General features: G+C 37.1%; 13 protein-coding genes. 9 read left to right on the top strand and 4 right to left on the bottom strand.

Features of this window, described 5'->3' with window-relative positions:
* Window positions 1-83 precede the first annotated feature (83 nt).
* Window positions 84-347, bottom strand: a complete 264-nt coding sequence (rpsT, locus tag CPBP_RS06305; RefSeq protein ID WP_350332011.1) for a 30S ribosomal protein S20 — start codon at window positions 345-347, stop codon at window positions 84-86.
* Between the two features lie 257 nt (window positions 348-604).
* Here rpsT and CPBP_RS06300 point away from each other — a divergent pair, with 257 nt between their 5' ends.
* On the top strand, window positions 605-1,351 hold the full coding sequence (locus CPBP_RS06300) for a hypothetical protein (RefSeq protein WP_350332010.1): 747 nt from the start codon (window positions 605-607) through the stop codon (window positions 1,349-1,351).
* Window positions 1,352-1,371: 20 nt separating this feature from the next.
* The gene (locus CPBP_RS06295; RefSeq protein ID WP_350332009.1) at window positions 1,372-1,734 is read left to right on the top strand and encodes a hypothetical protein; all 363 of its coding nucleotides are present in this window, start codon (window positions 1,372-1,374) and stop codon (window positions 1,732-1,734) included.
* A 722-nt stretch (window positions 1,735-2,456) separates the two neighbouring features.
* Here CPBP_RS06295 and bamE read toward each other — a convergent pair.
* Complete coding sequence (gene bamE / locus CPBP_RS06290) at window positions 2,457-2,780, bottom strand: outer membrane protein assembly factor BamE domain-containing protein (RefSeq protein ID WP_350332008.1); 324 nt, start codon at window positions 2,778-2,780, stop codon at window positions 2,457-2,459.
* Window positions 2,781-2,865: 85 nt separating this feature from the next.
* Here bamE and CPBP_RS06285 point away from each other — a divergent pair, with 85 nt between their 5' ends.
* From CPBP_RS06285 to plsX, 7 genes are all read left to right on the top strand, one after another.
* On the top strand, window positions 2,866-3,351 hold the full coding sequence (locus tag CPBP_RS06285) for a YceD family protein (protein WP_350332007.1): 486 nt from the start codon (window positions 2,866-2,868) through the stop codon (window positions 3,349-3,351).
* Window positions 3,352-3,434: 83 nt separating this feature from the next.
* Window positions 3,435-4,481 (top strand): globin family protein, encoded by a 1,047-nt coding sequence (locus CPBP_RS06280; RefSeq protein WP_350332006.1) that lies wholly within the window; start codon window positions 3,435-3,437, stop codon window positions 4,479-4,481.
* Between the two features lie 121 nt (window positions 4,482-4,602).
* Complete coding sequence (locus CPBP_RS06275; RefSeq protein ID WP_350332005.1) at window positions 4,603-5,133, top strand: hypothetical protein; 531 nt, start codon at window positions 4,603-4,605, stop codon at window positions 5,131-5,133.
* On the top strand, window positions 5,120-7,348 hold the full coding sequence (locus CPBP_RS06270) for an ATP-binding protein (protein WP_350332004.1): 2,229 nt from the start codon (window positions 5,120-5,122) through the stop codon (window positions 7,346-7,348). Before CPBP_RS06275 ends, CPBP_RS06270 begins: the two co-directional genes overlap by 14 nt.
* Window positions 7,345-8,049, top strand: coding sequence for a response regulator (locus CPBP_RS06265; protein ID WP_350332003.1), 705 nt, complete (start codon window positions 7,345-7,347; stop codon window positions 8,047-8,049). Before CPBP_RS06270 ends, CPBP_RS06265 begins: the two co-directional genes overlap by 4 nt.
* A gap of 269 nt (window positions 8,050-8,318) precedes the next feature.
* A complete protein-coding gene (rpmF, locus tag CPBP_RS06260; RefSeq protein WP_350332002.1) occupies window positions 8,319-8,513 on the top strand; it encodes a 50S ribosomal protein L32 in 195 nt (64 codons plus the stop codon).
* A gap of 7 nt (window positions 8,514-8,520) precedes the next feature.
* Window positions 8,521-9,507 (top strand): phosphate acyltransferase PlsX, encoded by a 987-nt coding sequence (gene plsX / locus CPBP_RS06255; RefSeq protein ID WP_350332001.1) that lies wholly within the window; start codon window positions 8,521-8,523, stop codon window positions 9,505-9,507.
* A gap of 3 nt (window positions 9,508-9,510) precedes the next feature.
* On the opposite strand, the gene CPBP_RS06250 is transcribed toward plsX, so the two are convergent.
* Together CPBP_RS06250 and CPBP_RS06245 are read right to left on the bottom strand one after the other, a co-directional pair.
* A complete protein-coding gene (locus CPBP_RS06250) occupies window positions 9,511-10,428 on the bottom strand; it encodes a flagellin (RefSeq protein WP_350332000.1) in 918 nt (305 codons plus the stop codon).
* 10 nt (window positions 10,429-10,438) lie between these two features.
* Complete coding sequence (locus CPBP_RS06245) at window positions 10,439-12,301, bottom strand: FlgK family flagellar hook-associated protein (RefSeq protein ID WP_350331999.1); 1,863 nt, start codon at window positions 12,299-12,301, stop codon at window positions 10,439-10,441.
* Window position 12,302 lies beyond the last annotated feature (1 nt).

Below are 12,302 nucleotides of genomic sequence, written 5' to 3'. Positions count from 1 at the left end.
AGGAGCTCCCAAAAACTTTAGACAAAATAAAAGGCACCACTAATGGCGCCTGTAATTATATAAGGAACAACAAAAACTTAAAATTAAGCAAGCGCTTTAATACGATCTGACAAGCGTGATAATTTACGAGAAACTGTATTCTTGTGCAGTAACCCTTTAGTAATACCCTTCATTGCTTCTGGCATTGCTGCCTTGAAAGCCGCCTGAGCATCAACTTTAACGCCAGTAACAATTGCTTTTTCAACTTTTTTAATAAACGTACGAATGCGCGCAATGCGTTGATGATTCAATTCGCGACGTTTCTCATCACGACGAAATCGCTTTTCAGCTGATTTATGATTAGCCATCTAAAAAATCCTATAATCAATTAATAATTCATTTCCTGCACTATACATAATTCAAACATTCAGGTCAATAGACTCTGTGAAAAAAATTATTGATTAATGCTGCATTATTATCAGCAACTTATGGTGCACACTCAACACAGGCTATATCAGTCTGACATTAAGCTTGGAACATTTTTTACATTCATCTCTTTATTTTTTCCTCACCACGATTGACTTTGTCAAAAACACCCACTATATCTCTGGGATAGGAGACTCCCATGACACACACACTTAAATCATTATTAATTACTTCAATGTTAACTCTACCTTCAGTTTTTGCAACATCCGACACTCTTTTGGAAACTGAATCTGATGGTAACCCGACGGTTACAACCACCGTCGCAACAGTTGCTCCCTCTCAATCAACCCTACTTCGGTTAGCTGTAGCGCCTATCCACCTTATTGTTGGACAGATACATACGACATTTGACATGGGCTGGTTGAACGGACAAGATGTTGCAGATCTAGCTTTAATATCAAAAAAATTCAACACACTTGCTCAACCTGTTTTAAATGCTATAAAGTGGCGATCTTTTCTTGTCCCACGAATACTGCTTCAAACAACTGACCCTCAGAATGAAACAATGTTAACGCTATTTAGGGTTTCTCTTGATTCAACCTTTGATAACGTACTTAATCTAGCTCTTGATCGCAGATTTCTAATGCACAAAGTATCAGCAGAAACAGGCTCCGAATTAATCAATAAAATTAACAACACTGCTACGTTTACTGATATTCAAAAGAAAATATTGATAAGCATTTTACCAAATTCAACACCACTGGATATTTTTGATGCAGCCGTGGGATTGTCTACTCTTGGGGCTCCATACCATGACAGAGCTGCCACATTATTTGAGCTATCCGCAAATCGTCCAGATTCAACACCAAAGAATATTCTATTTGCAGCACATAGCTTGCGTTCTTATTTGGGGGCTCCATACCATGACAGAGCTGCCACATTATAGAGCTATCCACAAATCATCCAATGACAACTCTAGAGTATATTCTAATTGCAGCCAAGGGATTGCGTGATCTTGGGGCTCCATACCATGACAGAGCTGCCACATTATATGAGCTATCCACAAATCATCCCGATACAACACCACTGGATATTTTTGATGCAGCCGAGGGATTGCGTGATCTTGGGACTCAATACCATGACAGAGCTGCCACATTATACGAGCTACTCACAAATCATCTCACGAAAACACCAAGGGATATTAGCTCGGCCGCACATGCGTTGAAAGTGCTTGGGGCTCAACATCCCGAGAACAGCCCGGAAAGATTACGATACATCTCTATGGCAGATGATTTATGGAAGAAACACGGCCTAACTGAACAACGTTAAATATTATATTGACAGCGCTCCAATAATATGTATACTAATAGATAGAATTGCGAAGAGGCTACCCAAAAACCTGGGTAGCCTTTTTTCGTTCTACGTCTTTGAAACTTTCAGAAAAAGTATCTAAACTTTTATTGAAAGACACAGACAAGCCGAATCGAATCCCCAGTACAGGTGCTCAACTACCCGATCAGTAGGTCACAGCCCTGTAAACAACCCCTAGAGCCGACGGGCTCGTAAAACACCGACTTTGTATACTATACTAAAGTCCGCCTTTCCCCATTCGTGTAAGAAATGGGGTTCTTTTTGCACGTGCGGGTTACTGGGGATTCTCTCGGTTTTAAACATCTGGTCTGACACGGATTGTAACTTTACAAACCGCATCACGCTAATGAATGCAACGTCACGTTGCTTAGATCCGATGTGGTCTGACACGGATTTTATATAACTTAACTTTGAAAGCTGCAAACACAGCACTTTCAAACAACAACAAGGGAACTAAAACACTACCAAACTCAAAAACATCTCAAATTCATTTTTCACCCTTACCCCTCCTGCGCCGAAGGTGGGTTTAAAATCCGCCCCATTCCCCGACATCTTCCAATCACACTCAATCTAACCCAATGGATAACAACCTCAGGTTACCTTCTTTATCCTCAATAACATTCATACAATCCGTGTCCAAACACATCGGATCCAACTTAATGGATGCAACCTCAGGTTGCCTATTCTATTGCAGTTATTTTTTTTAACTTGCCTTGGGCATCATATTCTAATTGAAGGGTTGCGGCCTTATGAATGGTGGGTGACACAAATGGATACTTATGTCCTTGAGCCCCAACATAATATACAACATTGGAATTTTGAGGATCAGCAAATGATGGGCTACCAACGGTTTGCTCCACATCTTTTCTGGTCCAAGAACCTTCTTTGCCTTTGATTTCAGAGATATCAACATAATTTCCCCGATTGTATGGATCAGCTGCGCACCCTAGCAACGCAAAGGTCAAAACAACCAACATAAAATTTGATGTTTTTTTCAGATTCATTCTGTGTTATTCCTCATCTGTTTGATATTTGGATATTGCCTTTTAATTGAACAAATGTCAATGAATTGAAACAAACGGAAGAACCATGTCAGCTATATACGAAATTGATCTCAGCACCTTGCCAGAACACGAAACGTACACACTTAATCTAAGTCAGCAACTCTGCAAAGACACTGCCGATCGATTTAAGATCCCAACTGTTTATGACATAGAGATTGAAATGGAGATTAAGACAGAAAAGCACTTTTGGGAATTATCCGGAAATGTTGTGGCAAACGTTCAACTTAAGTGTGTGAAATCTACAGAGCTTTTTGATGCCGGCTTTCAAAGTCCATTTAATGTAATCTTATCCCATACTGACATTGATGACGATACCCTTGATGTTGAAATCATCACTGATGCTAAAGTTGATATTGGTGATCTTGCGCTTCAATATCTAGCGTTACAAATTCCGTTAAACCCTGTTCACCCTAAACTTCAAACAGAACTTTCTGACGTTGGTGATCATGAAACTGCGGCGGTGGTTCCATCTTGGAAACAAGCTTTGGAAAATTTAAAACAACAAAAATAAAAAAAAACGTATCGATCTTCAATTTAGAAAGAATTTATTAATAATGTTTGCGTATTATTAATAAAGACGCATTGAGGATTTAAATGTTACACAAACACCCATCCGCTGAAAAAGCACAGAATTACTTTGGAATCACTGAAAAACTAAAGCATGATGCTGCTAATTTTTTCATCTATATTCAACCAAAGATGGGGCCTATATATGACAGCTCAATCTACAGAGCCCTGGGTGAACACCACACGCTTCATGACATCCGTGATAAACACCTTACACACATTGCAACGCTTTTAACTGGCGGTATCGATCACCGTTTTATTGATGAGTCTCATCATATTCGCAAAAAATATGCGGATCAAGGCGTTACAACCGGTGAGTATATAAAACTATATCAACTTATTATTAGCTATTTAAGTGGCGAAGCTCATAAAAAACATTGGTGGCGATATAAAAAATACCGTGATTTAAATCGCGCTATTAGAAATTTATTATTATTTGATTTGGCTATTGGCACATCTCAAAAGGAATTAGAGTCTTCGGTCGATACTTTTTCTAAAGCTCCAGCGGAGTCTAGTCAAACGCCTCTATTAATTGAGGATTCTTTCGAGACTACCTTGAAAGAACTAAGCGAGTTACTAGAAAACTCTCACGCTATCATCAACGAATGCTATCAAGCACTTCAGTCTGTGTTAGAATTAATTAATCAGTCAACTGTTGTTGCTGAAAAAGATGAGGCAATGGCAGCTTCTGTCATACAAGCCTCTCTTTTTGCTAACGATCCCGAGTATCATTTAGATTTATTAAAATCTCCTTCGAATCAAAACACTCCAGCTATTGGCGAAATTTTATCCATTGCACGCAAAAAAATTCACAAAATTTCAACACTTATTTCAACGGAAAAAGATGGGGCATCAGGGCATTCTATACACACGTTGGAAACCATGCTGCACGAGGTGCAAAAAGATATTGAAAAAATATCCACGCTGGACGTCATGCAGATCCCTCAAAATACTGCTAGATTTGACTCAGTTTCTGATACGTTACATGGATTGCTTCAAAAATCTTCAACAAGGATAGAATCACATCTTAACAACTTGGAAGAACTTAAAACAAGAAGGCTCTATCTTAAATAATAGTTTTAACGTCAATAAAACTCACATGCTAATTTTAATATTTTTTTTACAAAAAATGTCAAAAAATAGATAGATTTTTTATCCAAAAATGGCATAAAACTATAGCAGGAGATTTGGAACTATGAAAATGCTTGCTCAAACAAAAGATACCCCACTAAATAAATTCACATTATTTCCATCACAAGAGTTACCGCATACGGTAGCCAACTTATTGGAAAGAATAGGATCTCGTCAATCTATCTTATATAAATTGCTATCCTCAACATTAACCCTTCCAGAAAAAAAATTATCTATTTCTTTGAAAATGTTTTTAGATGAATCTGCAAATAGACTACGATTTTTTATGCTGACATTCGACGAGATTGTAGTGCAAGCATCGTTATTAAAAAACTACGATGTTCCTCTTATAAAAAATCTATTTTTCTCATTCCCTTCGTTTATTTCGACCTCCAATGCACTCGCTGAAATATTCTCAGTCATCAATTTATTATGCGATATGTTTACTCAGTTAAAAAATAATATTGAAAACTCGGAAGTACCAAATTTCTTGAAAGACTTTATACAAAAATCTATAATTTTTTATAAACAAACCCATGTTGTTTTAAATGGCTATTTAAGAACCTTTAAGGTACAAAAAAGTGACATCAGGTAAATTAACACTCTATCTCAGTATAACAGATGGCGCAGAACCTCAAAAAAGAGCTGTGAAAGATGCTATTGCTACGATTAAAAAGAAAAAAGATAATATCTTATTTGTTGGATTTTCTGAAGCCCTACAAGCAGAGATCCAGAATGATTTACCCCCTATCTACAAAGACAACTTCTTTAGCGGACGACTTGACACGAAAAAAGAGACTCTTCAGTTAATTTTTAGCTCAGCTACAAAAGCCGTGGTTTTTAATAATATACTTGATCATCACCATCAAAAGTTCAGACTAAAATTAATCATACAACTCCTTAATGCTGGCATTGACGTGTTTGTTCCAGCATCTTTAAGATACTTTGCTTTATGCAGCAAAGAACTTAAAGATAGCTTTAATATTGAAAACAACACCAGCATAATTCCAAGCTCTTTTTTTAAGTATATTTCACGCGTCATTCTAATAAATAACTTTGATGACTCATCATCTCCAGAAAACACAAATTGTCCTATCAAAGATTTTTTAGAAACAAACACAGATCTAAACATACGCGGACGCTTAGCAAATATGGCATTTATATTAGCTACACATATTAATTATCACAGTCGATATAGGTTGGCCGCCGAAGAACACAGGCGCTATACGCATTTAACATCCACAACTTTAACTTCTTTAATAAATCGAGCTTTACAAATACGTAAAAAAATGACTAACGTTATATCTACTTTGAAAATAAAAATATTCAATATATTCGCAAGCCTTATGAATATTCTAATTGCTTTTTTCTGCACCATGCTCTTTACCACCGTTGATGCTGATTACGATAAAATATTAATGGTTTTCCTCACTAGTGCCATTATGCTTAACCTAATCGTATATTCTTTACTGCCGACTATAATAAGCATTCTTTTTGGTGTTAGTCTTACTCTCTATGCACCAGAATTTATTAAATCAGATTCAGACGTTTTATTGAAAAATATCGGCCTATTTATTGGGATTTTTTTATTTTACATAATGATCCAAAATAAAAAAATTATCTTTCAACAAAAAGACGAACTCTCTAACAAAGAGTCTCGCTTTAATCTGCTGTATAAATATACTGAAACCCTTGCAACCGCAACCAGCATTGATGAGATTTTTCGCATATCAGAGAAATATTTTAAAGCAACGTTTAACATAGATATTATTTTAATTTTGCAAAATCCTTATACGCTAAAAACGCAAAGGGTTATTACATCAACATCCAATACGATTATTGATGAGTCAACCGATGACATATCAACAAAACAATTTAAGATGGATCAATATGAGGCGTATGATTTTAGACCTTTAATCTCAGATTCTGTTGAATTAGGGTGGCTGGGGACAAAAATAATTACGCCTGAACAGTCTTTAGATCCCATATTATTAAATTCTTCTGTGTTGCAGATTACCATTGCTTTGCAACGCTATCATTTATCTCAATCTTATCAGTCTGCTGTGTTAAACAGCGAAAAAGAACAATTAAGGTCGGTTATTTTATCAAGCATCTCTCATGATTTAAAAACACCTTTAACCACAATAATTGGAAGCTGCACAGCTTTAGAAGAGCTTGAGAATTTATCAAATAAAAATAAAATGATCTTGATACACGCGATTCACGAAGCCTCTGATCAGCTAAATCAATTTATATCTAATATTCTAGATAGCAGTCGCTTAGCGACCGAGAATATCTTACAACAAACATCATTGGTATATCTAGACGACGTAATAAATGTAATTTTACATCGTTCAAAAAAGACAATTCGCTTATTTGATGTGTCTGTCACGGTTACTAATTCTGAAGAGGCTGCAATCTATGGAGACTTTACCCTCATACAACAAGTATTTTATAATATAATAGAAAATGCTACAAAGTATATTCCGATAGGGGGAAAAATTTCTATTTTTATCACAAATATTATGGATAAAGTTTTTGTGCGAATATATGACAATGGTCCTGGCATAATCGAATCAAAACGCAATCTTATTTTTGATAAATTTTACCGCTTTCAACACTCAGATCAACAAAAAGCAGGAACTGGGTTAGGTCTATCTATCTGCAAACAAATTATTGAAGCTTACAACGGTAAAATTTGGGCTTCAGATAGAGATGATGGACAAAAAGGTGCTCAATTTAATATTGAACTTCCTTGTGCGTTCCCCCAACGAAGCATCCAAGACGTCAAAACAAGGATTCTAAAATGAGCCATGATTTTAAAACTAAAGTCTTAATTGTGGATGATGAACCACAAATCAGAAAGATATTAACGATTAGCCTTGTATCAGAATATTACGAGATCATCGAAGCGTACAATGGAAATGAAGCCATTCGACTTGCAGCGATTCGAAACCCAGGCATTATAATACTAGACCTTGGATTACCTGATATTGATGGATTGGCTGTAATAAAAGAAATTAGAGAATTTTCTAAATGCCCTATCATCGTTTTGTCCGTGCGATCCGATGAAAAAGACAAAATTCAAGCTTTAGATCTTGGCGCTAATGATTATGTTACCAAACCGTTTAATATTCGCGAACTCATGGCCAGAATGCGCAGCGCATTGCGAGATCGAATTCATACGGATACCCCCAATACAGTCCTGGAAGTTGGCGACCTTAAATTTGATTTAACAAAAAGAGTTGTAACTCTACGCGAAAAACGTTTAAGTCTTTCACCAAAGGAATATTATCTGCTTTCGTTTTTTATGAAAAATATAGGCAGTGTAATTACGCATGCTCAACTTCTAAAAGAAGTTTGGGGACCATCGTACACAAAAGAACATCAGTATTTGCGTGTTTATATTGGGTCGCTGCGACAAAAAATAGAAAGTGAACCCCACTGCCCTCGATACTTATTAACCGAATCAGGTGTGGGTTATCGCATGGTAGATCCAGCTCAGGAATAATTACTAGAGTGACGCTAGCAACGTGCCGTTACATCCAATAGGTTAGATCCGATGTGACCTGAGACGGATTATATGCAGCAAATAGCGGAATTATTCCAACTTTCGCAAGTTCATTTTACCCGTGACTTGCCATATATGACCAACGCATCATTTATTATGATTAAATCACAAAATATATAAGTGAATTTCGACAACAGTTTTTACTTGCCTTTTTGTATTTTTTTAGCTAATGTTGCACAGTCTAATTTGAATGAACCAAGAGTGAAAAAATGGCTGTTCCAAAGCGAAAAGTATCCCGATCACGCCGCAACATGCGTCGTGCTCACGATCGTTTAAAGCCGATTAATTTGGCTGAATGCAACAATTGTGGGTCTAAAAAACTTCCGCATCATATCTGCGCATCTTGCGGAGTATACGACGGTCGTCAAGTATTTCAACGTCCAGAAGTTGAGAAAACTGCATAAGAGTTGAATGACATCAACAGTACACATTGCCGTTGATTGCATGAGTGGGGACTACGGTTCCCACAGCAATTTACAAGGAATTACTGCTGTCTTACAGCAAACCCCTGATGTCCATCTTCACCTTTGTGGATCTAAAACAGATATTCTATCTGGAGTTCCAAGCTCCCTTACTCACCGTATTACCGTTTATTCTACAGATCATGTAATATTACCCGACTTAAAACCTTCGTCAGCGCTTCGAATGAAAGACATCACAAGCCTTCACAAAGCTTTGGAATTAGTCGCTGACAAAACGGCTAATATTATAGTTTCGTCTGCAAATACCGGTGCTTATATGGCATTAAGTCTAAAAAAAATTGGGTTAAGTCAAAATGTTAAACGTCCCGCCATTGGAAAAATGATTCCTTGTTTATATGAATCATCTATTTGCAAACACACCCTATTGTTAGATCTGGGAGCAAATGTGAACTGTACGTCAGAAACATTGGTAAGCTTTGCTAATATTGCAAAAGACTACCTTGCTCAAACGCAACAGGTAATGAATCCAAAAGTCGGAATATTAAATATCGGTTCTGAAGCTGGTAAAGGCACTGAAATCTTGCAAAAAACATTTAGTGTACTTTCTCAACACACCGATATTGACTTTATAGGATTTCTTGAAGGAGACGATCTATTATGCGGAAAAGCACACATCATCATATGCGATGGTTTTCATGGAAACATTGCTCTTAAAACAATGGAAGGTACGATTAAAGCTTTTTATAACCTTCTAAAAACCAATATGTATCATTCTCTGCGATCCAAAATCGGAGCTTTATTTTTAGGGCCTCAGTTAAGAAATACATTTGGAGAATTATATAATCCTAAAAAATACAATGGCGCTTTATTCATGGGCCTAAACAGCAATGTAATAAAAAGCCATGGCAGTGCCGATGCTGAATCCTTTGCTTACGCAATCAAAACTGCTTATCAAATTGCAAAATCAAGCGATTAATATTTATTTCAAATGATCTGCTAGCGACATTTCATTCAACCGAGCCATCATTGCATAGTTCGTAGATAAAATACGTTGTTCTGTCATAAATCTGGTTGCCGCTTCTATTTCATCTGCCTCCACAATCGTGTTATATGCATCCGACAAATATAAAACTCTATCATTCTGCGCTTCTATTAAGGTATCTATTCCCGCATCTTTAGATCCAACCTGAGATACGAGACTTGCCAATTCATTTAAAGCTTCATCCGTTAATTTTTGTGCTGTCCTTGTGCGAGCGTCTCCTGAAACAATGGACGGGTCAGTCGCTATTTTCAAAGCGCGAATTAACTTTTCAAACGCAGGATGCTTACCTAAAAGATCGCATTCCAAATTATCGTGTGTATCTATGGCAATTAGAACCGTTGAACTGTTTCCGTTATAATAATCTAAGGTTACTCCAGCAGCATGATCTAATCCATTTTCCACTTTAGAAAGATCAAAGGGAGGAACATCGGTAATTGTCCCACCAAAGATATAACTATCTCCAACTTTAGTATTGCCCTCACGTTCTATGGCTTTCATATGCTGCTTAAACCCCGTTAAAAATGAAGCCGCATCCTTAGCCGTTCCATCGCTAAACAAAACTAGAGTTTCTTTAATATCTTCTGCTATTTTTTGCATATTTCTTATCACTGCTTCTTCAGCACCCAATCTATTTTTTACAGCTGTCTTATTGTGCGCTACAAACCCATCTAAAACTTGCTGTTCATTTTGAAGTGCTTTTGTAATGACAACTTTCTCACCTAATTCTCGTGCCTTTGTATACTTTAGACCAGAGCTGCCCTGATCTTTAGCTTTCTGCATATAGGCTTTTCGTTCAAAAATATCACTTACGTTTTTTCTATATACATATGCATCACCTATTACACCACCAGCCATTTATATCTCCTTATACTTTGCCAAACACATCTAACATCTCACGAAGCATATCTATTAGATGCTGCGAGGTATTTAGTACCCCACGATAGAACATATGCTGCATCACTATTTCAGCATTTTCTTCATCTGCGGTTACACCAGAAATCATTGAATGTCGTTGCTCCAACCCATCCAAAACATTTTTTGAAAAATCACGCTGGTCTATAGACGCAGCAGTATCTAAGTTCAAAATTTGTACGACACCACTTAAGTATTCAACAAATGATTTTGATTGAGCCGCCATAACCCCAGCCGCAGAAAATGCAATATTTGGATCGGTTAAAATATCACGAAACTCAGACAAGATATTTCCATCTCCAGAAGCAACGGCTGTTATATCTTCAACTGATCCTGTTAACGCAATCGTTGATGATGAATTCAATTTGCCTGCCGAAAACAAACTTGGGCTTGTGGAAACTCTATTGCTAAGCTGAAATGTATTGGAATACCCTCTACCCTGCGCATCAGGGGCTGATCCGAATAAATCATTCAATTTAAAATATTCGCTAAATCCAATACCAGTATCTGTTTCACCCACTGGCTGCCCATCTACTGAACCTATTGCGATTCTGAGGCCAGGTGGCGCCTGTAGATTTAAGTATCCATATGTATCACTCTCAGAAAAAGAAGCCACTCCTGCGCCTAAATTCATATTGATCTGATCTCTAATTTCAGATGGAGTTAATGGATTTATTCCTCCTAGATTCAAATTTATATCTGTATAAAACTGGCCGTCTGAATCAACAAATTTTCCTTGATCATTTACAAACGCAATCCTAACAATACTATCCGCCTTCCATGAAATTGCAGCATCCTTATCAACATTATCAACAAAACGTTTTCCATTTAATGCTTGTGCTGGTGGAAATCCCGAACCTTGATTATGAATATGGTTTACGTTTGCTTCAAATACCTCAACAAACTTATCTAGAGATTTTTGATATGATGGATATACACGATCCCGCATATCAAGGTACGCCCCTAATTGTCCGCCGGTTATTTGCGCCGTAATATCAACCTCAATTCCCCTATCATCAGTTATATGAATAGGGTTAATGTTCTTTGGGTATTCGGCTGAATAATCAATAATTCCCGAAGAGTTATATACAATTGGATATACTTTATTTTCAACAATAGGCATCCCTGACGGAGTATATACATATATGCTATTGTCTGCATACACTACTTGTATATTCATTAACTGAGCCATCGACTCAACTATTTTCTCTCTCTCGTTATCTAACGTAGATAAGTCAAGCCCTTCAGCTGACGTACTAATTTGTGATAATTGACTATTAAGAGAAAACAATCTCTTGGACAATTCCTCTATACTCTTAACGCTTGCTATTACACCTTTTTCTGCCGATAAACGTTGAGTGCTAATCCCATCAGCAAATCGATTAACGGTTGTTACAAATCCTTTCATCGCGTCTATGGTAGTACGTCTTGAAATTGACGATCCAACTTCACTCGTTAAAGTAGCCGCTTTACGGGCAAGATCTATAAGCTTTTTATCGATAGATTCGTCTTTATCTAAATCTCCATTTAAATCGTCTAAAGTTTCTAATAAACTTGTCTTTAGTTTGTCAAATTCAACAACACTATGTTGATCTCGTTTAGCCGCAACCACTTTTAAATCAACAACTCGCTGGGGGATTCCAGGTCGAAGGCCCGCGACACGCCCTGCAGTAATCTCAACGGCTATAGACGATGTTCTTTTTGCATATCCGGGGTCTCGTGCGCCAGCTAAATTTTCAGTTGCTAGCTGTGCTGCAAAGCGAGCACTTCCAGCAGCATCATAACTAAGTCGTAAGGAATCTAATAAGTTTGCCATT

This window comes from Candidatus Bodocaedibacter vickermanii (assembly GCF_014896945.1).
Taxonomy (GTDB): Bacteria; Pseudomonadota; Alphaproteobacteria; order UBA6184; family UBA6184; genus Bodonicaedibacter; species Bodonicaedibacter vickermanii.
Note: the sequence above shows the minus strand (reverse complement) of the source record. Positions and strands in the feature narration are given on the sequence as shown.

Coding starts and splice junctions, on each gene's coding strand:
- CPBP_RS06245 (WP_350331999.1), bottom strand. CDS start 12,301: ATGGCAAACTTATTAGATTCCTTACGACTTAGTTATGATGCTGCTGGA.
- CPBP_RS06250 (WP_350332000.1), bottom strand. CDS start 10,428: ATGGCTGGTGGTGTAATAGGTGATGCATATGTATATAGAAAAAACGTA.
- CPBP_RS06280 (WP_350332006.1), top strand. CDS start 3,435: ATGTTACACAAACACCCATCCGCTGAAAAAGCACAGAATTACTTTGGA.
- rpsT (WP_350332011.1), bottom strand. CDS start 347: ATGGCTAATCATAAATCAGCTGAAAAGCGATTTCGTCGTGATGAGAAA.
- plsX (WP_350332001.1), top strand. CDS start 8,521: ATGACATCAACAGTACACATTGCCGTTGATTGCATGAGTGGGGACTAC.
- CPBP_RS06285 (WP_350332007.1), top strand. CDS start 2,866: ATGTCAGCTATATACGAAATTGATCTCAGCACCTTGCCAGAACACGAA.
- CPBP_RS06275 (WP_350332005.1), top strand. CDS start 4,603: ATGAAAATGCTTGCTCAAACAAAAGATACCCCACTAAATAAATTCACA.
- bamE (WP_350332008.1), bottom strand. CDS start 2,780: ATGAATCTGAAAAAAACATCAAATTTTATGTTGGTTGTTTTGACCTTT.
- CPBP_RS06295 (WP_350332009.1), top strand. CDS start 1,372: ATGACAACTCTAGAGTATATTCTAATTGCAGCCAAGGGATTGCGTGAT.
- rpmF (WP_350332002.1), top strand. CDS start 8,319: ATGGCTGTTCCAAAGCGAAAAGTATCCCGATCACGCCGCAACATGCGT.
- CPBP_RS06265 (WP_350332003.1), top strand. CDS start 7,345: ATGAGCCATGATTTTAAAACTAAAGTCTTAATTGTGGATGATGAACCA.
- CPBP_RS06300 (WP_350332010.1), top strand. CDS start 605: ATGACACACACACTTAAATCATTATTAATTACTTCAATGTTAACTCTA.